The organism is Solibacillus sp. FSL R5-0449, assembly GCF_037975215.1.
In the GTDB taxonomy this organism is placed as follows: Bacteria; Bacillota; Bacilli; order Bacillales_A; family Planococcaceae; genus Solibacillus.
This window is the reverse complement of the sequence record NZ_CP150239.1, coordinates 837,999-861,786: the sequence shown is the minus strand read 5'-3', so window position 1 is coordinate 861,786 and position 23,788 is coordinate 837,999. Positions and strand designations below refer to the sequence as shown.

The following is a 23,788-nucleotide window of genomic DNA, read 5'->3' as shown; positions in this document are numbered from 1 at the left end:
TTACTTTCTTTTTTCCAATTTGTGATGTGTGGATACATTAATAAGTATCCCCATTGCTACTGAGAGCAATAATATAGAAGTACCGCCATAGCTAATAAAAGGTAACGTTACTCCGGTTAACGGGATAAGTCCCGATAATCCACCTAAATTAATAAAAGTCTGTAATCCAATCCATGTAGAAATGCCCGCCGCTAACATTCGTGCAAGCGGATCTTTTGTTGACATCGCGATATAATAACCGCGCATCACAATAAAGCCTAAACCAAGAATAACAATTGATACACCAAAAATCCCTAACTCTTCGGCAATAATCGCCATAATGAAATCGGTTTGCGGTTCAGGTACATATCCAAGCTTTTGAATCGACTGCCCGAGCCCGCGCCCTTCCAAGCCCCCCGCTCCGATTGCATAATAGCCGTTGACAACATGATACCCGGAATTAAGCGGATCGCTGAAAGGGTCCAAAAAGGAAGTAATACGGCCTCTTCGACTCGCATTAAAAACCGTATCCCATTTAAAGATTAAAATCCCGATCATTCCGACAACACCCAAAGCCGAAAGCAGGCCAAAAATTCGCCCGAGCGTTTTACCTCTAAGTCCGCTCGTAATAACAACAACAAGTGCAATGGCTACAATGATGACAAGTGCACCGAGATCGGTCTCAAAACCGACAACAAGTACGATAAACAGCCACATGCCCAGCGGATACGACACATCATCAAATGTTAACAGCTGCATCGAACCACGGTTCACACTTTTACGGTAAAAAGTTCCCGCAAAGAAAATAATAATAAAGAGTTTGGCAAATTCGGATGGCTGGAAATTCATGAGGCCAAATAGGCTAATCCAACTTCTTGAACCGTTAACACTATTGCCGGCTATTAAAAGCCATAACTCTAGTATAAACATAATTGCCAGTAAAAGACCTAATATAGATTTACTGGATAATCTTTTATAGGGTGTGATAACAGCGACCGTAAACAAAATCAGTGCCAAAATGATATTGACGAGCTGACGATTGTAATAAAAATTAGGATTTGCATCATATTGCATAATAGAAACCCAAATACTCGAGCTGTAAATCATGACAAGTCCAAATAACATCAATAAAATATAAACGAATAACAAACCATAATCAAAATTGCGGAAATAATTTTTAAAATATTGTTTCATGTAATAAACCTCATCTTTGAAAAAAAAACTCAAACCGCAATGTAGCGTTTGAGTTTTCTTTTATTTGTCTGTATACGCATCATGTAATAAAGAAAGCTCTTTCTCCAAGGAATCGAGAATTTGCTTACCTTGTTCACGTTCGATCAGCCCTAGTTTCGCGGCAAATTCAATTTCACGCGATAAACCAAACATTTGTGTATCTAAAACTTCTTCATATAACGGACAAGATGGCATTGTCAGATTATCCATTTGTACGCGAATTAATCGAGCAATTTTATCTGCATCCGCAGTTAACAGCTCTAACGCTTTTTCCTGAAAGGAAGCTTGTGCTTTCGTATCCATGAGGACGCCCCCATCTATGATATTTCTTCGATTCTATCTTAGTAAAGTGTATCTTTTTACATTCAAAAATGCAAGTGTCTTTGTATGTTTTGCGTTCAATTCAATTATATTTCTTTCTATGAAGAATCGCGTTATAATTATGAAGGAACTTAGTGAAGGGGGACTTACAAATGACCGAAACAATCATTCCAATTAAAGGTGCGGTTAAATTTGAACTAACATTAGATCCTACTGTATGGATTTTTGATGATCGTAAACTGGATCTGAATACATATTTTGTATCAGAAAAAGTTGAAGAAAATAACGAAAAATATTTACGTGATATGGGCGCACACTGGTCGCGTGAAATTATGGAAGGTGCAGTATTTCCGCCTACATTAAAAACTGAACGTAAATTTGACCGTAAAGGCATGATGACAGGCACATTCGGTATGGAAATCAAACCATTCCTGAAAAATGCAGAACTTGCTGATGGTGCAAATGAAGTTGTTTTTGAATGTACGACAGGCGAGGAATTTGCATTTCCGTTAGAGCAGGCTGAAAGTTTCATTTTCAAGTTCAGCCAAGATGGCAAACCGCTATTAGAAGATGGACCAGTACATGTATTATTTGCTGATGGTTCTAATGTTGAAAATCCAATAAAAAATGTGCGTGCGATTCGTATTCAATAGGAGGATTTCGTCATGCGTGTAAAATGTGTCATTTGCGATACACTACATGAACTACCAAACGATTTACCTTTAGCGAAAAAATTACGCAATCGTCCCATCCATACGTTTATGTGTCCAGAATGTTCGAATCGTATTTCCGAAAACACACATAAACGAATCGCCACAGGAAAATTCCGCTTTTTCCGAACATCTTCAAAATTTGATGAAGAGTTTTAAACTACGATTTGGAAAACTAAAAACCCATTTTTCTCATTGAGAAAAATGGGTTTTTGCGTATAAAATTTCCGAATCTTTATAAGGATTTTACTTATTAATATTTAAAAGACTGTTCGTGGAATTTGAAATCGACGAAGCTTTCTCCGTTAATTTTGCTAAGCTGGAAAAAGTTCAAAACCTCTGTTTTTACCCCTTCTAAAACACGTTCTTCATCAACAACATACGCTTCTATCGCAACTGGAATTTCACCGAACTGTGATTTTAAAGTATCTGCAATTTGCTGTGCTGTCGCTTCCGAAACCTCGTCATCCACTAATAAATGGACAGTCGCTTTTTCCGCTTTCACATTATCAAGTGCTGTCTCTTCTTCCAAACCTTCCTGGAATACATTCGACATCACTAAAATCTCTTCTCCAACAATTGGTTGAATCAGTTCATTTACTTGCATGTTTACATTTTCACCATAATATTCGCCAAAATATTGACCGTCTTTTACTTCAAAATCATACACTATTTTTGATGTTTCCGATTGGACAGTTATTTCAAAATCATCACCGAATGCAGGTGCCGTAGATTTTGTGACAACAAATTGTTCGTTATAAATTTCACTTAGTTCCGCAGCTGCATTATCTTCATTTTTCGCAGACAATACTGCAGGTATAAAAATAACGCAAGATATAATAATTATCGCTAAACCAACAATGATAAAGACTTGTTTTTTTGTAAGATTCATTTTACTCTACTCCATTTTTGTTATTATCCCCAGTTATGAATTATAACGCTCCGAATAAAGCGTTTTCAAACAAACCGCCTTAAAAAAAGAAGGGAATGTGTCCAAATTAACACATCCCCCCTCTTTATTAACTTAGTTGTTTCGCTTCTTCACGTTTCTCACGCCACAAACGTGATTTATAAATGATCAGAATTAGCGCAGCTACAATTAAACCTTCAATCATCGGTAAAAATAACGCTAAAAATGTTAACACGATACATCCTATAAACAGGAATGCATAGATGATGACATTTCTGCCGAATGAAAGTTTTTTTGCAAAACCAAGTTTGTATACAATTGCCGACATAAGGAATACAAGAACGAATGTTGCATAGCCAGCTATTTCGTAGCTCGGTAAATTTTCGTATAAATATCTTGTAATTCCGGACATACGATTAAATACGTATTCACTTTCATTTGTAGATACAGTTGCCAGTAATACTAAATTAAAATAGCTACCAAACACAGCCATAATATTCAACATCATTCAACCTTTCCTTAATGACGCCAATTAAGCTTCTAACTCAGCGTTCTTTTTCTTTTTAGCAACACGCTCACGTTCACCTTTATCAAGGATCTGTTTACGTAAACGGATTGATTCTGGAGTTACTTCCAGGTACTCATCATCGCCTAAATATTCCAATGCTTCTTCAAGCGTTAAAATACGAGGCTTTTTAATAACATTCGTTTGGTCTTTATTCGCTGAACGGATGTTTGTTTTTTGTTTTTGTTTCGTAATGTTTACAGTAATATCGCCATCACGGTTGTTTTCACCAACAACCATTCCTTCGTATACTTCCGTACCCGGCTCAATGAATAATGTACCACGGTCTTCAATACCCATCATACCATAAGTTGTTGATTTACCATTTTCCATAGAAACAAGTACGCCTTGGTGACGTCCGCCTACTTTACCAGGTACTACTGGTGCATAGTGATCAAATGTATGGTTGATGATACCGAAACCTTTAGTAATCGACATGAATTCAGTTGTATAACCGATTAAACCACGTGCTGGAACGTTAAAGATTAAACGTACTTGTCCAGAACCGTTGTTTACCATATCAAGCATTTCACCTTTACGAGTACCGATTGATTCAATGATAGATCCTACTGAATCTTCAGGAACGTCGATTTGAACGCGCTCGATCGGCTCAGATTTTACGCCGTCGATATCACGGATGATAACTTGTGGTTTAGAAACTTGTAGCTCATAACCTTCACGACGCATGTTTTCGATTAAGATCGATAAGTGAAGCTCACCACGACCAGAAACTGTCCAAGCATCCGGAGAATCTGTATCTTCTACACGTAGAGATACGTCAGTTTGTAATTGTGCACGTAAACGCTCTTCAATTTTACGAGAAGTTACCCATTTCCCTTCGCGTCCTGCGAATGGTGAGTTGTTTACTAAGAATGTCATTTGTAATGTTGGCTCATCAATGCGTAATGGTGTCAATGCTTCTTGATGCTCGGTTGGACAAACTGTTTCACCAACGTTAATATCTTCCATTCCCGAAACTGCGATTAAATCACCAGCAATTGCTGTTTCAATTTCTTCACGTTTTAAACCGAAGAAACCGAAGATTTTTGTTACACGGAAGTTTTTCACTGTGCCATCTAATTTCATAAGAGAAACTTGTTGACCTACAGAAATTTTACCGCGGAATACACGACCGATACCGATACGACCAACGAAGTCATTATAATCAAGTAATGCTACTTGGAATTGTAATGGCTCGTCCGAGTTATCTACTGGAGCTGGGATCGCTTCAATGATTTTCTCGAATAGGCATTTCATGTCTTCTTCTTGGTTAGCTGGGTCTGGATCTAATGATGCAGTCCCGTTTACACCTGAAGCATAAACAACCGGGAAGTCTAATTGATCATCATCTGCACCTAGTTCGATTAATAATTCCAATACTTCATCTACTACTTCTAGTGGACGAGCTGAATCTTTATCTACTTTGTTAACTACAACGATTGGTGTTAAACGTTGCTCCAACGCTTTCTTTAGAACGAAGCGCGTTTGCGGCATACAACCCTCATACGCATCGACAACTAAACAAACGCCATCTACCATTTTTAAGATACGTTCTACTTCTCCACCGAAGTCTGCGTGTCCAGGCGTATCAAGGATGTTGATACGAGTTCCATTGTAATTTACTGCAGTATTTTTAGCTAAAATCGTAATTCCACGTTCACGCTCTATATCACCAGAGTCCATTGCACGTTCTTCAACACGTTCGTTTGAACGGAAAGTCCCTGATTGTTTTAATAATTGGTCTACTAACGTTGTTTTACCATGGTCAACGTGAGCAATAATTGCGATATTACGAATATCTTGACGTAAATTTGTCATTATTCCACTCCATATTCTTTTTTCAATTGTTTAACTGTGATATTATAGCACATGAAAGATTAAATGTCTTTTCACAATAATTAATTACATTTATTGTCACATATAAAAAGTATATGGAGGTATAAACGATGAATAAAGCAAAATTTGTGATGTTTATCTACGCATTAGCTGCGATTCTTTCAATGATTAGCATTGGATTTGCATTTTCTCTTGTTTTCATGACAGGACCAAAATATGAAACAACTGGCTGGATCGGTGTTATTTTAGGTGTTATCGTAATGTGCGGAATTTTCGGTATGGCATTTAAGACAAAACGTAAATTCAGAGATCAAGGTTTACTATAGAAATAAAAACTTCGGTGTTGTAATCCAAAACCCCTATTTTTCTCTACGAGAAAAATAGGGGTTTTTTGTTTGAAAATTGTTTTCCATTCCGGGTCGGACGCTTTCCGCGGGCGTGGCCTGAGCCTGTAGTCTCAGGCGTCACGCTATTCCCGCAGGAGTCGCCTCCCCTCCATTCCAATCAATTTTATAAAATATCCGTTTCATATAGTGAGTTTTTATATTCTCTAATTAATTTCTACATCTGCCATACTTTATTTTTATTTTTTCACTTCAATATATTTCTCCAAAATTAACTGATGAATTGAAGGGTTGGCGATTAGGAATGTATCTTTCGATAAATAATCGAAATCTTTGCCTTTTAGGTTAGTAGCAATTGCCCCTACTTCTTTCGCTATAATGACGCCACCGCCAATATCCCACGGTGCCAGACGCATGGACATATAGGCATCCAGCTTGCCGCTTACAACAAAGGCGATTTCCATTGCAGCAGATCCGTAAGAACGGGTTCCGCGTACCGTACGGACTAGTTCAATAATTTTTTCATGATTGATGCGATTATTCGGCGTAACCCAGTTCGCATTGATACCGATTACCGCCTCTTCGATTTTCACCGGCTGCAGCTTGCGCAACGGTGAATCATTATACCATGCACCTACACCTGCAATTGCATTAAATAGATCTTCTCGCATTACATCAAATATGTAGCCCAATACTCCGACACCATCTACATATATACCGATTGTAATCATGAAATGACGGTGCTGCTTAACAAAATTCATCGTGCCGTCAATCGGATCGATAATCCATACAACCCCTTCAAGGCTATCGACCTTTTCACCCATTCCTTCTTCACCTAAAATACGATGGTCCGGATTAAATGCTTTTATTTTTTCAATAAAAAATAATTCCGTTTCCCGATCTATATTCGTTACTAAATCATTGGGATTCGACTTTGTTTCGATTTCAATATTATAGGAAAATGCTGCTCGAATATTTTTTCCCGCTTCAAAAATAATTTCTTTTGCAAATTCATCCAGTTTTTTTATATCCATCGTTCATCCACCTTCCGACAACAATCGCTAGTTTATATATGTAAAAATGTTGAGCGTTTTTGAAGTATTCTCATTATAACAAAAAATCACTTGCTTTCTTACGTCGGCAAGTGATTTTTTATTTTGGAAAGGTTTTTTTGTTACGCATATGCATGTAGACCTTTTAATTCCTCTTGAATTTCTGTTAATCGTTTTTTAGATTTATCAATTTCAGATTGATTTTTATCATTCATCGCCGCATAGAGTGTAGCTAGTTCATAATCCATTTCCAACATTAAAATCTCTTCATATTGCTTTTCAATATCAACTTTGCGTATAATCTTAATCATCTGTTTCATAATAAATCACTTCCTTATCATAATTTTTCAGACTTTATCCACACTGGATAATATAAGTAATTCCTTAAGACATATAGCCTCACCTTTGATATTTTCCGTTGGTATAAAGTTTCTATTACAAGATTTTTTCCCAAAAAATTAATAAAATAAACATAAAACGAAAGGAATTATAAAAATATGAGTATTGTTAAATGGACTAAAGAAGACTTCCAAGTATTTGATATCGACGGTCTGGATGAGCGTATGGAAGCTTTAACTACAATTATCCGCCCGAAGTTCAATGAACTATCCGATACGTTTACAGGGTATTTCAGTGCACAAACAGGAGAAGAGTTTTTCGGTCATGTAGCCAAACATGCCCGCCGTACTGTAAACCCGCCAAAAGATTCATGGGTTGCTTTTGCTCCTTATAAACGAGGTTATAAAGCTTTGCCGCATTTCCAGATTGGGTTATGGGGTACGCACCTTTTCATCGTTGTTGCAGTGATTTATGAAGCGCCGCAAAAAGAGGAAATGGCACAGCGCCTACTGAAAAATATGCAAGTCATCAAAAATTTATCCGATGATTACGTACTTTCAGGCGATCATATGCAGCCAGATACGATCTCTTTAAAAGAAGCGCGCACCGAAAAGCTTGAACAGCTCCTTATACGCCTGCGTGATGTAAAAAAAGGAGAATTTCTTGTTGGGCGTCGTATACCTGCAGATGAGGCAATTAAAATGTCTGCAGAACAGTTTTTACAATTGGCTGAACAAACTTTCGATGAGCTTCTCCCTGTTTATGAAGTCATCAAAGGTTAATTGCAACCATTTATTATTAATATGTACAAAAGACTGCTAAACATTCCAACAATTTAAAAATAATTTTAAAAATTCTTAATATTAAAATTAAAAGCAGCATTTTCCCCGAATGAGAAAATGCTGCTTTTTGCTGTAATGAAAATCCGTAGCTTTCATCCGATTCTCGCCTTACTTAACCGATGAACTTCACTCCAACAGCGTTTTCATTACATTCTTACAATTTGCCCGTCCGCTAATTCTTTTGCAAGCTTTACAACACGGTACGGTACATAAGAGCTCGCCTGTTCAAATTCACGGCAAATTGTTTTTTCTTCCGCCTGGGAAGGGACAATCTCTTTAAAGCGTTTATAGCGTGCCATGACTAGTTCACGCTTTGCACCTTTTTCGTAAGCCATTTCCACAACTTCAAAAAAGCGTACGACATCCACCATTTCATCTGTCGTCCAGTCCGTTGATAATGGGTATGAATATTCCATAGTTATAACCTGCCTTTAATCATTACTGTCCCCATTTTAAACGGATTTTTTCCGCTTGTACAACCATACGCTGAATTAATTCTTCCACTGACGGTACATCTTGAATTAATCCTGTTACTTGGCCAGCCCAGCCATATCCCTTTGTCGCATCGCCGCCATAAATGAAATTTTTGTTAGCTTCACCGCTTATATATGATTTCAGCGCTTCATATGTAGGCGTTTTATCTTCTACTTCTAAAATTTCATCCGTAAATGCATTGCGGATCACTCGGGCAGGTGCACCGATCGAGCGTTTAATAACCGTCGTATCTGTTTCTTCACTTTCAATCAGGGCGTTTTTATATGCCATAGAAGCATGGACGCATTCTTTCGTCGCAATGAAGCGTGTACCCATTTCAATTCCCTCTGCCCCTAATGCGTGCGCTGCCATCCAACCACGTCCGTCTCCGATTCCACCTGAAGCGATAACCGGGATCGAAACACTGTCGACAACTTGCGGCACAAGCACCATTGTTCCGACATCGTCTCGCCCTAAATGACCGCCGCCTTCTTGCCCGACAACCATTACTGCATCCGCGCCAAGCTGTTCTGCTTTTTGAGCCTGTCGTTTCGCAGCGACGAGTACAAGTTTTTTACATGATGCATCTTTTAATATGTCGAATATCGGTGCAGGATTTCCTCCAGTAATCGTCACTACAGGTACATCCATTTCACCGGCTACTTCGATCATCTTTTCGTAACCTTTTCCATGCATTCCTATTGCAAAGTTTACTCCAAACGGTTGATCTGTCATTTCTCTCACTTTTTTTATTTCTTCTTTTAACGCTTCCGGTGATGGTAAGCTCATAGCGGTAATCTGTCCTAATGCTCCTGCATTGGAAACTGCCGCAGCAAGCTCTGAATAGGCCAAGTATGCCAATCCGCCTTGAATAATAGGATATTGAATTTGCAATAAATCAGTAATTTTTGTTTGCCATTTCATTGTTATTCCTCCTAAAATAATAGCTGTTAATTCATTTGATTGAAATATTTATATAGTCAGCAACTTTAATAGGTGCTATAATTCACTTGTTTTTAAAAAATACTAAATAGTGAGGTGGTACCTGCGTTGTCACAGTTAGAGACTCCTTTGTTTGATGCATTACTTAAGCATCGCAACAGACACCCTATCCAGTTCCATATCCCAGGCCATAAAAAAGGGCAAGGCATGGATCCAGCTTACAGAGAATTTGTAGGCGACAACGTTTTATCAATTGATTTAATTAATATTGCTCCACTAGATGATTTACACGCTCCTAAAGGTGTGATTATGCAAGCACAAAACCTTGCTGCTGAAGCCTTTGGTGCTGACCATACATTTTTTTCCGTTCAAGGTACTAGTGGCGCCATTATGACGATGATTATGACTGTCGTCGGTCCAGGCGATAAAATTATAGTACCTCGGAATGTACATAAATCGATTATGTCAGCGATTGTTTTTGCAGGTGCTATCCCTATTTTTATTCATCCGGAAGTTGACAGTGAGCTCGGCATTTCTCATGGTATTTCACCTGAGTCTGTGGAGCGTGCATTGACGACGTATCCAGATGCGAAAGCCGTACTTGTCATCAACCCGACATATTTCGGTTTTGTTGCAGATTTAAAACGCATTGTCGAAATAGTACATGCACGTAATATTCCAGTAATTGTGGATGAGGCTCATGGTGTTCATATTAAATTCCATGATGAGCTGCCGTTATCAGCAATGCAAGCAGGTGCAGATATGGCTGCTACAAGCACACATAAACTTGGTGGCTCCATGACGGGCAGTTCTGTCTTAAATGTGAGAGAAGGCCTTGTAACAGCTAAAAAAGTACAGGCAGTATTCTCTATGCTGACAACGACATCGACTTCCTATCCATTACTGGCGTCTTTAGACACGGCACGTCGCCAGCTTGCTGTCCATGGACATGACTTGTTGGATGAAGCAATCCGTTTGGCTAAAGATGCCCGCAAACGCATTAATGCAATACCGCATTTACATTGCGTAGGGCGTGAAAAACTCGGGACTTCCGCTACTTTTGATATGGATCCGTTAAAGCTGTTAATTTGCGTTAAAGATTTAGGCATTACCGGACATGTGGCAGAAGAATGGTTGCGTCAGAACGCTAACTTGGAAGTAGAGTTGTCCGATTTATATAATATACTATGCTTAGTAACTATCGGAGATTCGAAAAAAGAGATTAATTTACTTGTGAATGCTTTGACACGTATGTCGAAAAACTTCGAATCGGAAGCATCGATTACTGAAACAAATGTTCAAATCCCTGAAATTCCTGCTCTTGCCATGACACCGCGCGATGCATTTTATGCTCAAACAGAAAGTATCCCCCTTGCACAGGCAGAAGGGTATATTTGCGCGGAGTTTATAATGGTGTACCCACCGGGCATTCCAATATTTATTCCCGGGGAAATAATTACGCAGAGCAATATTGATTTTATTAAAATGAATATTGAAGCTGGTCTCCCTGTACAGGGACCTGAGGACAGCACATTACAAAATATCCGTGTAATTAAAGAGCGAAAAGCGATTTATTAATATTTCGACAGACAGCTAAATGCTGTCTGTCTTTTTTTAAAATAAATAAATCGAAATAAGCGGAATAATGAAAGCCCCTACAACCGCACTAAGCCCCATTGACAGCGACCCGATCGATAGATCTTCTTCACTATACTCCTTTAATTTTGTCAATCCGACACCATGTGAAGCACTTCCCATAGCTACCCCCCGACTGATAGCCGTATCAATTTTAAATAATTTAAATATAACTTGGCCCAAAATGGCACCAGTAAACCCTGCCACCATAACCATTACAGCAGTCAGAGGCGGTATCCCGCCAACAATATCACTTACTTGCATTGCTACAGGTGTTGTTAACGATTTTGGTAATGAAGTAAGGATAAATTCCTTGCTTGATCCGAAAAGTAAAAGCAATGCTACAACACTGATGAGACCTGCAATCATTGCGACAATGATGCTCGTAATAATGGAGTATTTATATTTAAATATAAGCTCACGCTGGTTGTACAAAGGAAATGCCAATGCTACAACTGCCGGACCGAGCATTTTCGATATCCACTGTCCCCCTTCCATGTATGTTTCGTAAGGAATATTAAAAACTAGTAAAATAACAACTGTAATACAAGTCGCCGTTAAAATAGGCAATAAAAGTGGATGACCCACTTTCAAGTACAGTCTGTTCAGCAAAACAAAAAGAAAAACAGTGCTACTTATGATGAACAGAATTAGCAGTAGATGCAGCAATCTTCTCTTCCTCCTTCATTTTACGTTCCTTTCTTTCTATTAATTTACTGACCTTACCGGTAATCACCAGTGCAAAAATTGTACTGATAATAACAGCCAAAACAAAAAGCCCTCCCGAGATCGTTAGCAATTCAGGATAATTGATGACACCCACTGTTGAAGGAATAAAAAATAATGTTAAAAATGCCAGCATAAAACTTGCACCGTTTTGTATGTATTTCACATTTAATATTTTAAAGTAGAGAGCTAGCCACAATATAAGCAACCCGATAATACTCCCAGGTATAATAATACCGGTAATTGAAACGATAAATTCACCTGCCAGGTAAAATAAAATGATAATGCCAATTTGAGCAATAGTACGAATAATCTCCACCTGTTAATCCCCTTTCCATAAAATTTCCTCATTATTCATTGGGAGCCCCTACTTATAGAAGTTTCACTTTATTGTACGTCTATTAAAAATATCTGTCTATTTTATTTTCCTGCTATAATTTGAACCATTCCTTGATGTTTAAAGTAACAGGAAAAGCTACCTTGTTTAACTAATACAAGGTAGCCTCCGTAAATATTTACTAGTTAAAGTTATTTAATTTTCACCTGTTTTGAATCATTGAAAGGCCGTTATCATTAATTTTTCACTTCACTTGTTGTCTTTAGCTGGACATTTATCAGTGATCCTAAAACACGTCTTAAAACCAAAGTCAGTTCAGGTACCGTTGTATTCTCAGAAATTACTTCTTTAGCAAATTGGATTGTCTTACTTATTTGATCGACAGATTGCTCTGTCAGTTCATTGTACGGAATTTGATTGATGTTGAATAGAATCGCCTTCATTGTATTGCGTAAAACGAATTCTGCATTTTGGGTCGAAATTTTTCCATTGCTATAATTATAATGTGATTCCATTATTAAAGGGCATGTTTGAAGGTTCCCTGCGGCCGTAATTAGCCCGTCATAAGCTTGCGCTATATCAGTATACTTTTTGTTAATAGCATTGACTATGGCGTGCTGTAACAGCTCATAAGAATCTATTGTAAAATCATCTTTTTGCACTTCAAGCAGCTTTCTTACTAATACATCAAGTGCAATTGTGGCAAATCGATCTGTTTCACCGACGAACTTTTCTTCTTTTGGCTCCATTAATAGTACAACTGCCGATGATGCCCAATCACTTTGCAGTTTCTTTTTTTCACCTGAATTATTCATACCGCGACAACTCCCTTAATCAATGAAATCCTGCAAGCAGTTTGACTCTTGTAATTAGCGCTTCTTTCCCAATTCATTCGATTGCCATTAGATTGTTTGTTCTATCTTTTCGACTTTTCAAATGTATGTTTCAGTTATATATAACCATATTTCACAATTTAGAAACCTTTTTATTATATAGGAAAATTATTTTTTCGTTGTGTGCTTATTTCCGATTCATAGCCATAAAAAAACACTGCCCATTTAAAATGGACAGTGTAAATTTCATAAATTATTTAGTTACAATGTGGATTGGGTTGCCTAGTAAAACTTCAGCAGCTTCCATTGTAATCTCACCTAAAGTTGGGTGTGCATGGATTGTTAATGCGATATCTTCTGCAGTCATACCGCCTTCAATAGCAGTTGCCATTTCAGCGATCATATCAGAAGCACCAACACCAACGATTTGAGCACCAACTAATAAGCCGTCTTCTTTACGTGCTACTAGTTTCACGAAACCTTCTGTTTCGTTTAATGCTAATGCACGGCCGTTTGCAGCGAATGGGAATTTAGCAGCTTTCACTTCTAAACCTTCCGCTTTTGCTTGCTCTTCAGAGTAGCCTACAGTTGCCATTTCTGGATCTGTGAAGCATACTGCTGGAATTGCTAAGTAGTCAACTACTGATGGTTCACCAGCGATTGCTTCTGCAGCAACTTTACCTTCATAAGAAGCTTTATGAGCAAGTTGTGGACCTGCAACGATATCACCGATTGCATAGATGTTCGATACTGAAGTACGACCTTGTTTGTCTACTTCCAATAATCCGCGTTCTGCGAATTTAATACCTACTTCTTCTAAGCCCATTTCATCCGTATTCGGACGACGACCAACAGTTACTAATACGTAATCTGCTTCAACAGTTTTTTCTTCGCCGCCTACTTCATAAGTAACGACTACGCCGTTTTCGCTTTCTTCTACGCCTTTAGCAGATGCGTTTACTACAACTTCAACGCCTTTTTTCTTAAGACCTTTTTTAACGATTTGCGTCATTTGTTTTTCGAAACCAGCTAAAATATCTTTACCGCCTTCGATAATTGTTACTTGAGAACCTAAGTTAGCATAAGCTGAACCTAACTCTGTACCGATGTAACCGCCACCGATAACTACTAATTTACCTGGTACTTCAGGGAATGATAACGCACCAGTTGAGCTTACTACACGCTTTGTAAATTTAAATGTCGGGATTTCGATAGGACGAGATCCTGTTGCTAAAATAGCGTTTTTGAAAGTATAAGTTTGAGCATTATCACCGTCTATAACACGTACAGTGTTTGCATCCACGAAGTAAGCTTCACCTTTTACGATATCTACTTTATTACCTTTTAATAAGCCTTCAACGCCGCCAACTAATTTTTTAACAACGCTGTCTTTAAATGCTTGTGCTTTAGACCAGTCTAATTTCACTTCAGATGCTGTAACACCCATATCATCTGAATGTTGAGCATTTTCAAAGCGGTGACCTACTGAAATTAAAGCTTTTGAAGGGATACAACCTACGTTTAAACATACCCCGCCTAATGCTCCACGTTCAACGATTGTTACCTTTTGACCTGTTTGTGCTGCACGGATTGCTGCTACATAGCCACCAGGGCCAGAACCTACTACAAGAGTATCTAGTTCGATTGGAAAATCTCCTACTACCATTTTTTTACGCCTCCATTAATAATAGTTGCGGCTCACTTAATAAACGTTTTAAATGATTTAAAGCGTTTTGTGCAGTCGCACCATCGATCATTCGATGATCAAAGCTCAATGATAATGCTAACACATGTGCTGCTACAATTTCACCATTTTTTATTACTGGTTTCTCTGAAATACGACCAATTCCTAAGATCGCCACTTCAGGGTGGTTAATTACCGGTGTGAACCATTGCCCACCAGCTGAACCGATGTTTGTAATTGACATTGACGCGCCTTTCATTTCGTGCGTCGCTAGCTTACCATCACGTGCTTTTACAGCCAATTCATTAATCTCTTGAGATAAGCTGAACACTGACTTACGATCAGCATGCTTAATTACAGGAACTAATAAACCTTTTTCTGTATCAGCCGCAATACCAATATTATAGTAATGTTTTTGAATAATTTCTTGTGTCGCATCATCAAGCGAACGGTTGAAATCAGGATATTTACGTAAAGTCGAGATTAAAGCTTTCACAACGTACGGTAAATACGTTAATTTAATACCTTGCTCTGCTGCAATATCCTTGAATTGCTTACGGTGTGCAACAAGTTCTGTTACATCCACTTCATCCATTAACGTTACGTGCGGAGCCGTATGTTTTGAATGTACCATTGCTTTGGCAATCGCTTTGCGGATACCGCTCATTTTTTCGCGTGTTTCCGGGAACTCGCCTTCAAGCACAACAGGAGCAGCTTGTTTTGTATCTGTTTGTTTCTCTTCTGCTTGCGACTGTTGTGTCTCATTTACTTCTTCTGTTTCAGAAGCTGACTGTTGACCTCCGTTTAAGAAGCTCTCAATATCTTCTTTTAACACACGGCCATTTTTGCCTGTACCTGAAACTTGCTGAATGTCGACACCTTTTTCACGTGCATACTTACGAACAGAAGGCATTGCGATAATGCGTTTACCTGAAGATTCTGTTTCAGATGTTGATGCAGCTTTTTCTGTTTCAGCAGGAGCTTCCGGCTGAGCAGTATCTGCACTCTTATCCGCTTTCGTTTCTTCTTTTTTCACATCTTGGCCAGCCTCAGCAGTAGACTGTACTTGTGCTTCTGTTTTGTTTGATTCATTTGATTCGTGGTGGTCATCACCTTTTAGTTTTAAATCTTCATAGCCTGGTGCATCAAAGCGGATTAAGGCATCCCCGACAATCGCAACCGTTCCTTCTTCTACAAAGATTTCTTCTACTGTACCATCAACTGGTGACGGAATTTCAACGACTGCTTTATCATTTTGAACTTCTGCTAAAATATCGTCTTCTTTTACTTGATCGCCAGGTTTAACGAACCATTTGACGATTTCACCTTCATGAATACCTTCTCCGATATCTGGTAAACGAAACGTAAATGCCATTTATCTCACCCTCAATTCTTAGAATGTTAAGACTTTCTTTGCAGTTTCCATTACATCTTTATACGTAGGTAACCATACACCTTCCGCTTGTGGGAATGAATAGATTGTATCCGGTGCTGCTACACGTAATACTGGTGCTTCTAATGATAGAATCGCACGCTCTGTAATTTCTGCGACTACATTTGCCGCAATACCTGCTTGCTTTTGCGCTTCCTGAACAACAATTGCGCGACCTGTTTTTTCAACAGATGCAATAATCGTTTCGATATCTAACGGCTGAATTGTACGCAAATCGATTACTTCTACTGAGTAGCCTTCTTTTTCCAATTCTTCTGCCGCTTTTAGACTTTCGTGAACCATTAAGCCGTAAGCAATGATCGAAAGGTCCTTCCCTTCACGTTTCACATCTGCTTTACCCAATTCTATTGTATATGACTCTTCCGGAACTTCTTCACGGAATGAACGGTATAGTTTTAAATGCTCTAGGAAAATAACCGGATTATCATCACGGATCGAAGCAATTAGTAAACCTTTTGCATCATATGGTGTTGATGGAATAACTACTTTCAATCCTGGTGATTGAGCCATCAATCCTTCTAATGAATCCGAGTGCATTTCAGGCGTATGAACACCACCGCCGAATGGAGAACGGATTGTTACAGGTGCATTATACGTACCGCCTGAACGGTATCTCATACGAGCCAATTGTCCGCTGATCGAATCCATTACCTCGAATACGAAGCCGAAAAATTGAATTTCAGGTACTGGACGGTATCCAGTTAACCCTAAACCAACTGCTAAACCACCGATTCCTGATTCTGCAAGAGGCGTATCAAATACACGGTCAACGCCGAATTCTTTTTGAAGACCTTCTGTTGCACGGAATACCCCGCCGTTTACACCAACGTCTTCACCGAATACTAAAACGTTCTCGTCATTTTTTAATTCGCAGCGTAATGCATCTGTAATTGCTTGAATCATTGTCATTTGTGCCATGGCTTATTTCGACTCCTTCTCTTTATAAATCGCATACTGTTCTTTTAAGTTCGCCGGCATTTCTCCAGCGTACATATTTTCGATTAATTCCGTAACTTTTTGTTTTGGTGCTTGGTCTGCTTGTTTAATAGCATCTTTAATCTCTTCTTTAGCACGTTCAATTACTGCTTCCTCTTTTTGCTCATCCCATAAACCTTTAGCTTCAAGGAATGTACGGAAGCGTACTAATGGATCTTTTGCAGCCCATTCATTGTCGATATCCGTTGTACGGTAACGTGTCGGGTCATCCCCTGCCATCGTATGTGGTCCGTAACGGTAACACATAGTTTCGATTAATGTTGGTCCTTCACCACGAACAGCACGGTCACGCGCATCCTTTGTCGCTGCATATACTGCTAATGGATCCATTCCGTCTACTAAAATACATGGAATACCTGCCGCTACACCTTTTTGTGCAATCGTTTTAGCAGATGTCTGTAATTCACGTGGTGTCGAAATTGCATATTGGTTGTTTTGTACGATGAAAATCGCCGGTGATTTGAATGCACCCGCAAAGTTAATTCCTTCGTAGAAATCACCTTGTGATGAACCGCCGTCACCTGTATAAGTAATCGCAACTGTTTTTGAACCACGTTTTTGTAAACCAAGTGCTACACCCGCAGTTTGGATATATTGTGCACCGATAATAATTTGTGGTGCCAATACGTTTACGCCTTCAGGTACTTGGTTACCAACGAAGTGACCGCGGCTGAATAAAAATGCTTTCCATAATGGTAAACCGTGCATAACGATTTGCGGAACATCACGGTAACCTGGCAAAATCCAGTCTTCTTTTTCCAAAGCATAATGTGATGCAAGTTGCGAAGCTTCCTGACCCGCAGTCGGTGCATAGAAACCAAGACGTCCTTGACGGTTTAACGAAATCGAACGTTGATCTAATATACGTACGTAAACCATACGTTCCATCAATTCAACTAATTGCTCGTCCGTTAAGTCCGGCATAGCCGCTTCATTTACTATTTCACCCTGCTCGTTTAAAATCTGGAACATTTCAAACTTACTTTCAATTTCCTGTAACGTTCCAGCTGGGTCCAATTGATTCTTCATTTTTTCTGCCATTGTTTACATCCCCTTTGAACTGTATTAAAAAAATTTCGTTTTTTACTAGTACAACGTTTCTATAACCCGAGTATAAAGAATAAAATTCTATCGGTCAATCATTGTTTATCATCTTAATTAAAGATTTTTCCTCGCATTTACCGAAACTGATACAGTTACATTACCTGTATCATATATTAATCACCTCTGTACTATAATAGAAAAAACACCCAATAAATTTTATTATTTAATTAATAACACCACACCATTTATTCATTCCCTTATATTGAATTGTTAAATCTGAAATTATGATATTTTTCTTTTGGAGAATGTTTTTTCTTACTTCGATTCCGGAGAGTCGTGTATACTTACACATATAAGTTTGAACTGAAAGGAAGTTTCACATGATTTTAATGGAACATATTATCCGTGAAGGACACCCTACATTACGCACCCGCGCGGAGGAAGTTACTTTTCCGTTATCTGCAGAAGATCGACAACTCGCAGATGATATGCTGCAATATTTAATTAATAGCCAAGATCCTGAAATTGCTGAAAAATATAATTTACGTGGCGGTATCGGCTTAGCTGCAAACCAGGTAAACAGTTTAAAACGTATGTTTGCACTGCATTTGGAAGACGAAAACGGCGAACTGCTCAGCTTTGTCGCAGTTAACCCTAAAATTGTCAGCCATTCTGTCGAACAGACTTATATAACAAGTGGTGAAGGCTGCCTGTCAGTAGACCGTGCCGTTCCCGGTTATGTCTATCGTTATGCACGCATCACTGTGAAGTTTATGGCAGTGGACGGCGAAGAAAAGAAGATGCGTTTATCAGGACTTCCTGCAATCGCGTTCCAACATGAACTTGATCATTTAAACGGCGTTATGTTCTATGATCGCATCGATGAAAAAGACCCGTTCATCCAGTTAGAAAACAGCATTCCATTCGGAAGAGACTAAATCTATAGAACCCATTTTCGTTAGAAGCGAGAATGGGTTCTTTTTTGATAAGTTACTATAGAAGAAAGTCGTTTTAATTTTGAAACTTCTAATAAAATTGAAAATGTTCCAATATCCGTGTAAATGTTCTAATAAAAATGAGATCTTCTAATATAATTTTCAATTGTTCTAAAATGTCAGTCCGATGTTCTAAAATCCTTTCCATTCTTTCTAATATCGTTAACCGATTATCAAATAACCGCTTACATTGTTCTAATAAAACCTTGCGCCCTACTCCCACAACAAAAAAACGCTGTGTAAAATTTTCCACAACGTTTCTTCTATTGTTCTACTATATTAACTTTAATTTCTTCATCGCGTCAGCCAAGCCGCCATTGTCCACATGTCCTGTAATCATTGAAGCTGCTTCCTTTGCCCTCTCATGACCATTTTCCATCGCGACACTATACCCAAACTCTGACAGCATTTCAATGTCATTCAATCCATCGCCAAATGTAATAACATCTTCAACCGGGAAATTAATTTTTTCCAGCAGTTTTCGGATGCCGTTTGCTTTTGAACCACCGGCTGGCAGTACATCACATGAGAAAGGATGCCAACGGATAAATTGAACTTGCGGGAACTGCTGTTCATAAATTGGCTGTTCCTCTTCTTCTATAAATACAAGTGTTTGATACACCGGTGTGTGCAAATAGTATTGCGGATCGATTTGCGGATATGGATATTGAAGTGTTGCTAAACTGCTTTCCACACTTTCATAATCGCTTTCAGTCGCGATCATTTCCTTTTCATTCAGGAATACTAACGGATGATTGCGCTGTGCACCAAATTCCAGGATTTCCGTTAAAGTTTCATTGTCAATCTGATCGGTATACACGACTTTCCCCTGATAGACAACATATTGCCCGTTAAATGTCACATATGTATCGATTTCAAGCTCTTCCAGTATATCTTTTATCATAAATGGTGCACGTCCTGTTGCAATCGCAATTTCATGACCGTTTTCACGTGCCTTGAATATCGCTTCCTTTGCAGAAGCAGGCAATTTTTTATCTGAATTGTATAAAGTGCCGTCTACATCAAAAAATAATATTTTCTTCAATTTATAACGCTCCTTTAATTTTAATAGACCCTTTACAAAAGTCTGAATATTTAGTATAATGAGTGTGAGGAGTGATGACCTATGTTAAAACGTCTCAAAAAGAAATGGCGAAAACGATTAAATGGCATCCTCGGAAAAAAATTAATTGCCTAACACTTCATTTAGAGTGGCACGCCCGATTACAGGACGTGCCATTTTTTTCATTCGTGACCACTTTGATGTTCACGAAATTTGAAGGGCTTTTCTTTATTTTAAAGGAGTCCCGTGATAATATAAAGGAAATGCATTTTTCTACAAATTAGAAGTGCAGTAATAATGTTCGTACTTAAAGGAGAGTAACTATGATTTACAAAGTCTATTATCAAGAAAACATTTCTGAGATTCCAGTTCGCGAAAACACAAAAACACTTTATTTAGAGGCGTCATCTGAACGTGAAGTACGTCACTATTTAAAAGACCGTAACTACAATATCGAACTTGTTCAACTTCTAGAAGGCAACTATTTAGAATATGAACAAAACAGCCCGAATTTCCGTCTGGAGAACGCTTAATTGTTATGAAATTCGTTAAGAATGATCAAGCGGCTGTATTCGCACTCGGCGGACTGGGCGAAATCGGCAAAAACACATATGCAGTACAATTCCAAGATGAAATCATCCTAATAGATGCAGGTATTAAATTCCCTGAAGACGATTTGCTTGGCATTGACTATGTAATTCCAGACTATACGTATTTAGTTCGAAACGTAGACAAAATTAAAGGCTTATTTATAACACATGGTCACGAAGATCATATCGGTGGTATTCCTTATTTATTACGTCAAGTTAATATTCCTGTATATGGCGGAAAACTTGCACTAGGTCTACTTCGCAACAAATTAGAAGAGCACGGTTTATTACGTACAACAAAACTGATTGAATTTAAAGAGAATGATGTCATTAAATTCCGTAAAACAGCTGTTAGCTTCTTCCGTACAACACATAGTATTCCAGATGCATATGGTATTGTCATCAAGACACCACCGGGTAATATTGTGCATACTGGTGACTTTAAGTTTGACTTTACTCCAGTAGGCGAGCCTGCTAACTTGACGAAAATGGCGGAAATCGGCCGTGATGGCGTTCTTTGTTTACTATCAGATAGTACAAACGCTGAAAAGCCTGATTTTACAATGTCTGAGCGTACAGTCGGGAAAAGCATTGACGAAATTTTCCGTAAAGTTGACGGACGTATTATTTTCGCAACATTCGCTTCAAATATCCACCGTTTACAACAGGCAACAGATGCAGCTGTGAAATACGGCCGTAAAGTGGCTGTGTTCGGTCGATCAATGGATAATGCGATTACAATCGGCCGTGAATTAGGCTATATTACAGCACCTAAAGAAACATTTGTCGATATACAAAGTTTAAACCGTTTACCTGCAAATGAAGTGATGATTTTATGTACCGGTTCTCAAGGGGAACCGATGGCTGCATTATCACGAATTGCAAACGGCACACACCGTCAAATTCAAATCCAGCCTGGTGATACAGTTGTATTCTCATCTTCTCCGGTTCCTGGTAACACGATGAGTGTAAACAAAATTATCAACTTATTATTCCGTGCCGGTGCAGAAGTTATCCATGGCGCATTAAATAATATCCATACTTCAGGTCACGGTTCTCAGCAAGAACAAAAGCTGATGCTGCGTTTAATGAAACCGAAATTCTTTATGCCGATTCATGGTGAATACCGCATGTTGAAAATTCATACTGAATTAGCTGAAGCTTGTGAAGTTCCATTGGAAAACTCGTTCGTTATGGAAAATGGTGATGTACTTGCATTAAGTGCAAATGAAGCACATGTTGCAGGACGTATTCCTTCAGGCGATGTGTATATCGATGGGAATGGAATCGGGGATATCGGCAATATCGTATTACGCGACCGCCGAATTCTTTCAGAAGAAGGTTTGGTCATCGTTGTCGTAAGTGTCGATATGGCCAAAAACAAAATTGTTTCCGGTCCGGATATTATTTCTCGCGGATTTGTATATATGCGTGAATCTGGCATGATGATTAATGAAGCACAAAAAATGCTGAACCATCATTTAAACAGCACGATTCAGGAAAAAGATACACAATGGAATGATTTGAAAAATGAAATTACTGATGTATTAGGTCCATATTTATATGAAAAGACAAAACGTCGCCCAATGATTTTACCGATCATTATGGAAGTATAAAAGGGACTAGTTCCCAATATAAAAAATCCATCATTTTGCTTTCGCGAAATGATGGATTTTTATTTATGTCCGAAGTTTAGTCAAAACAGCGCTAACCTACCGCTGAATAACCTTCTTTACAAATCGGTTAATATCGACATCCGCACCGATAATGAGTAACACGTCCCCCACTTGAATACGCTCTGTTGCATTCGGGGAAATCATGATCTCATCACCGCGAGTAATGCCGACGATGTTCAATCCGTATTTAGCACGTACATCCAGCTCGATTAATGACTGACCGGCAATACTTTCGTTCGCTTTAACTTCCATAATGGAATGCTCATTGGAAATTTCCAAATAATCAAGAACACTGTTTGACATCATATTATTGGCAATCCGGATCCCCATATCACGTTCAGGATGCACAACAAAATCCGCACCGATTTTCAGCAATACTTTTTCGTGGTAGTCATTCTGCGCTTTCACTGTAATTTGCGGAACACCAAGCTCTTTCAAAATAAGCGTCGTTAAAATACTCGACTGGATATCTTCACCAATCGCTACAATGACATGTTCGAAATTCCACAATCCGAGTGATTTGATTGTTTCCTCTTCTGTCGTATCCGCTACTACAGCCTGTGTTGCAATACGGGCAAATTCATCGACACGTTCACTGTCTGTATCGATTGCCATTACATTGGCCCCTTGTTTAACGAGTTCACGTACGATACTTCCTCCAAAACGTCCCAGCCCTATTACTACGAATTCTTTTTTCATTCTTTTCTCCTCCGAACATCCAGTTGCCACTAGTTTACCGTATCAAAACAGCTATTGTCATTAAATTATGCGTTCTATTTTCTGCTGCAGTAATTTCAATGCAAAATAGCCCGCTTTAAAAAAGCGCAATTGCTGCTGTTGATCAAATATATAGTAAGCAGGTACGAACTTGTTTCCAAACCTGTCGCTTATTTTTAGTTCGTTATCAAGGTAAACAGGGTATATTAAACCGAGTTGCTTTATTTTCTCTTTCACAAGTTCTTCTGAATAATCCGATTCTTCTCTTGGCATATGAATCGCATGAACCGTTAACCGATCCCCAAATATACGTTCCAGTTCCTTCAGATTTTTGATGGAATGGGCACATTCCGAACAGCTCATTGACCAGAAATAAACCAATGTTGCTTTCGCATTTTCTTCGTAAGTATTCTCCCGATTCAATATTTTCGTCGCGCCACTCAACGATGGCATCATTGTTCGAATCCTCATTTATATTCACCTCGTTGTAAC

The 23,788-nt window shown here is 38.6% G+C and carries 27 protein-coding genes; 8 read left to right on the top strand and 19 right to left on the bottom strand.

The window, feature by feature from the left end:
• Positions 1-1,173 (bottom strand): FtsW/RodA/SpoVE family cell cycle protein, encoded by a 1,173-nt coding sequence (locus MKY27_RS04075; protein ID WP_339197986.1) that lies wholly within the window; start codon positions 1,171-1,173, stop codon positions 1-3.
• A gap of 60 nt (positions 1,174-1,233) precedes the next feature.
• Positions 1,234-1,515, bottom strand: coding sequence for a YlaN family protein (locus MKY27_RS04070; protein ID WP_008403446.1), 282 nt, complete (start codon positions 1,513-1,515; stop codon positions 1,234-1,236).
• A 170-nt stretch (positions 1,516-1,685) separates the two neighbouring features.
• On the opposite strand from MKY27_RS04070, the gene MKY27_RS04065 reads away from it, so the two are divergent.
• Positions 1,686-2,186: a peptidyl-prolyl cis-trans isomerase gene (locus MKY27_RS04065; RefSeq protein ID WP_339197984.1), complete on the top strand. Its 501-nt coding sequence runs from the start codon at positions 1,686-1,688 to the stop codon at positions 2,184-2,186.
• Positions 2,187-2,198: 12 nt separating this feature from the next.
• Positions 2,199-2,402, top strand: a complete 204-nt coding sequence (locus tag MKY27_RS04060; protein WP_339197982.1) for a YlaI family protein — start codon at positions 2,199-2,201, stop codon at positions 2,400-2,402.
• 94 nt (positions 2,403-2,496) lie between these two features.
• Here MKY27_RS04060 and MKY27_RS04055 read toward each other — a convergent pair whose 3' ends face one another.
• The 3 genes from MKY27_RS04055 to typA all read right to left on the bottom strand — a co-directional run bounded on the left by MKY27_RS04055 (position 2,497) and on the right by typA (position 5,536).
• Positions 2,497-3,135, bottom strand: coding sequence for a fucose permease (locus tag MKY27_RS04055; protein ID WP_339197980.1), 639 nt, complete (start codon positions 3,133-3,135; stop codon positions 2,497-2,499).
• Between the two features lie 127 nt (positions 3,136-3,262).
• Positions 3,263-3,661, bottom strand: a complete 399-nt coding sequence (locus MKY27_RS04050) for a YlaH-like family protein (protein ID WP_339175410.1) — start codon at positions 3,659-3,661, stop codon at positions 3,263-3,265.
• Positions 3,662-3,685: 24 nt separating this feature from the next.
• On the bottom strand, positions 3,686-5,536 hold the full coding sequence (gene typA, locus MKY27_RS04045) for a translational GTPase TypA (RefSeq protein WP_339175409.1): 1,851 nt from the start codon (positions 5,534-5,536) through the stop codon (positions 3,686-3,688).
• 128 nt (positions 5,537-5,664) lie between these two features.
• Between typA and MKY27_RS04040 the strand changes: the two genes are divergently transcribed.
• Complete coding sequence (locus MKY27_RS04040; RefSeq protein ID WP_008403452.1) at positions 5,665-5,880, top strand: DUF5325 family protein; 216 nt, start codon at positions 5,665-5,667, stop codon at positions 5,878-5,880.
• Between the two features lie 257 nt (positions 5,881-6,137).
• On the opposite strand, the gene MKY27_RS04035 is transcribed toward MKY27_RS04040, so the two are convergent.
• On the bottom strand, positions 6,138-6,932 hold the full coding sequence (locus MKY27_RS04035) for an inositol monophosphatase family protein (RefSeq protein WP_339197977.1): 795 nt from the start codon (positions 6,930-6,932) through the stop codon (positions 6,138-6,140).
• A gap of 140 nt (positions 6,933-7,072) precedes the next feature.
• Entirely contained in the window at positions 7,073-7,270 is a 198-nt protein-coding gene (locus MKY27_RS04030) for a hypothetical protein (RefSeq protein WP_008403454.1), read from the bottom strand.
• Between the two features lie 177 nt (positions 7,271-7,447).
• Here MKY27_RS04030 and MKY27_RS04025 point away from each other — a divergent pair, with 177 nt between their 5' ends.
• Positions 7,448-8,071 (top strand): DUF1054 domain-containing protein, encoded by a 624-nt coding sequence (locus MKY27_RS04025; protein WP_339197974.1) that lies wholly within the window; start codon positions 7,448-7,450, stop codon positions 8,069-8,071.
• A gap of 206 nt (positions 8,072-8,277) precedes the next feature.
• Here MKY27_RS04025 and MKY27_RS04020 read toward each other — a convergent pair whose 3' ends face one another.
• Both MKY27_RS04020 and MKY27_RS04015 read right to left on the bottom strand, forming a co-directional pair.
• Entirely contained in the window at positions 8,278-8,547 is a 270-nt protein-coding gene (locus MKY27_RS04020; RefSeq protein ID WP_079524933.1) for a UPF0223 family protein, read from the bottom strand.
• 22 nt (positions 8,548-8,569) lie between these two features.
• On the bottom strand, positions 8,570-9,529 hold the full coding sequence (locus MKY27_RS04015) for a nitronate monooxygenase family protein (RefSeq protein WP_339197971.1): 960 nt from the start codon (positions 9,527-9,529) through the stop codon (positions 8,570-8,572).
• Between the two features lie 126 nt (positions 9,530-9,655).
• On the opposite strand from MKY27_RS04015, the gene MKY27_RS04010 reads away from it, so the two are divergent.
• Positions 9,656-11,125 (top strand): aminotransferase class I/II-fold pyridoxal phosphate-dependent enzyme, encoded by a 1,470-nt coding sequence (locus tag MKY27_RS04010; RefSeq protein ID WP_339197968.1) that lies wholly within the window; start codon positions 9,656-9,658, stop codon positions 11,123-11,125.
• Between the two features lie 36 nt (positions 11,126-11,161).
• Here MKY27_RS04010 and MKY27_RS04005 read toward each other — a convergent pair whose 3' ends face one another.
• The 7 genes from MKY27_RS04005 to pdhA all read right to left on the bottom strand — a co-directional run bounded on the left by MKY27_RS04005 (position 11,162) and on the right by pdhA (position 18,252).
• Positions 11,162-11,851, bottom strand: coding sequence for an LrgB family protein (locus MKY27_RS04005; RefSeq protein ID WP_339197965.1), 690 nt, complete (start codon positions 11,849-11,851; stop codon positions 11,162-11,164).
• Positions 11,814-12,227, bottom strand: a complete 414-nt coding sequence (locus MKY27_RS04000) for a CidA/LrgA family protein (RefSeq protein ID WP_339175404.1) — start codon at positions 12,225-12,227, stop codon at positions 11,814-11,816. The genes MKY27_RS04005 and MKY27_RS04000 overlap by 38 nt, the downstream gene beginning before the upstream one ends.
• A gap of 254 nt (positions 12,228-12,481) precedes the next feature.
• Positions 12,482-13,060, bottom strand: a complete 579-nt coding sequence (locus tag MKY27_RS03995) for a hypothetical protein (RefSeq protein WP_339197963.1) — start codon at positions 13,058-13,060, stop codon at positions 12,482-12,484.
• A 271-nt stretch (positions 13,061-13,331) separates the two neighbouring features.
• Entirely contained in the window at positions 13,332-14,744 is a 1,413-nt protein-coding gene (gene lpdA / locus MKY27_RS03990) for a dihydrolipoyl dehydrogenase (RefSeq protein ID WP_339197961.1), read from the bottom strand.
• 4 nt (positions 14,745-14,748) lie between these two features.
• The gene (locus tag MKY27_RS03985; protein ID WP_339197958.1) at positions 14,749-16,137 is read right to left on the bottom strand and encodes a dihydrolipoamide acetyltransferase family protein; all 1,389 of its coding nucleotides are present in this window, start codon (positions 16,135-16,137) and stop codon (positions 14,749-14,751) included.
• Between the two features lie 18 nt (positions 16,138-16,155).
• Complete coding sequence (locus tag MKY27_RS03980; RefSeq protein WP_339175400.1) at positions 16,156-17,133, bottom strand: alpha-ketoacid dehydrogenase subunit beta; 978 nt, start codon at positions 17,131-17,133, stop codon at positions 16,156-16,158.
• Between the two features lie 3 nt (positions 17,134-17,136).
• On the bottom strand, positions 17,137-18,252 hold the full coding sequence (gene pdhA / locus MKY27_RS03975; RefSeq protein WP_339175399.1) for a pyruvate dehydrogenase (acetyl-transferring) E1 component subunit alpha: 1,116 nt from the start codon (positions 18,250-18,252) through the stop codon (positions 17,137-17,139).
• 383 nt (positions 18,253-18,635) lie between these two features.
• Between pdhA and def the strand changes: the two genes are divergently transcribed.
• Positions 18,636-19,193 (top strand): peptide deformylase, encoded by a 558-nt coding sequence (gene def, locus MKY27_RS03970; protein ID WP_339197956.1) that lies wholly within the window; start codon positions 18,636-18,638, stop codon positions 19,191-19,193.
• Between the two features lie 331 nt (positions 19,194-19,524).
• On the opposite strand, the gene MKY27_RS03965 is transcribed toward def, so the two are convergent.
• Entirely contained in the window at positions 19,525-20,295 is a 771-nt protein-coding gene (locus MKY27_RS03965) for a Cof-type HAD-IIB family hydrolase (RefSeq protein ID WP_339197954.1), read from the bottom strand.
• 341 nt (positions 20,296-20,636) lie between these two features.
• Here MKY27_RS03965 and MKY27_RS03960 point away from each other — a divergent pair, with 341 nt between their 5' ends.
• Both MKY27_RS03960 and rnjA read left to right on the top strand, forming a co-directional pair.
• Positions 20,637-20,846 carry a DNA-directed RNA polymerase subunit epsilon gene (locus MKY27_RS03960; RefSeq protein ID WP_008403475.1) on the top strand — a complete coding sequence of 70 codons (210 nt, stop codon included), beginning with the start codon at positions 20,637-20,639 and terminating at the stop codon, positions 20,844-20,846.
• Positions 20,847-20,851: 5 nt separating this feature from the next.
• A complete protein-coding gene (gene rnjA, locus MKY27_RS03955; RefSeq protein WP_008403476.1) occupies positions 20,852-22,519 on the top strand; it encodes a ribonuclease J1 in 1,668 nt (555 codons plus the stop codon).
• Between the two features lie 96 nt (positions 22,520-22,615).
• Here the strand turns inward: rnjA and MKY27_RS03950 are convergent, their stop codons facing one another.
• Both MKY27_RS03950 and MKY27_RS03945 read right to left on the bottom strand, forming a co-directional pair.
• Positions 22,616-23,278 (bottom strand): TrkA family potassium uptake protein, encoded by a 663-nt coding sequence (locus MKY27_RS03950; protein ID WP_339175395.1) that lies wholly within the window; start codon positions 23,276-23,278, stop codon positions 22,616-22,618.
• Between the two features lie 60 nt (positions 23,279-23,338).
• The gene (locus MKY27_RS03945; RefSeq protein WP_339197952.1) at positions 23,339-23,767 is read right to left on the bottom strand and encodes a redoxin domain-containing protein; all 429 of its coding nucleotides are present in this window, start codon (positions 23,765-23,767) and stop codon (positions 23,339-23,341) included.
• Between the last annotated feature and the right edge of the window lie 21 nt (positions 23,768-23,788).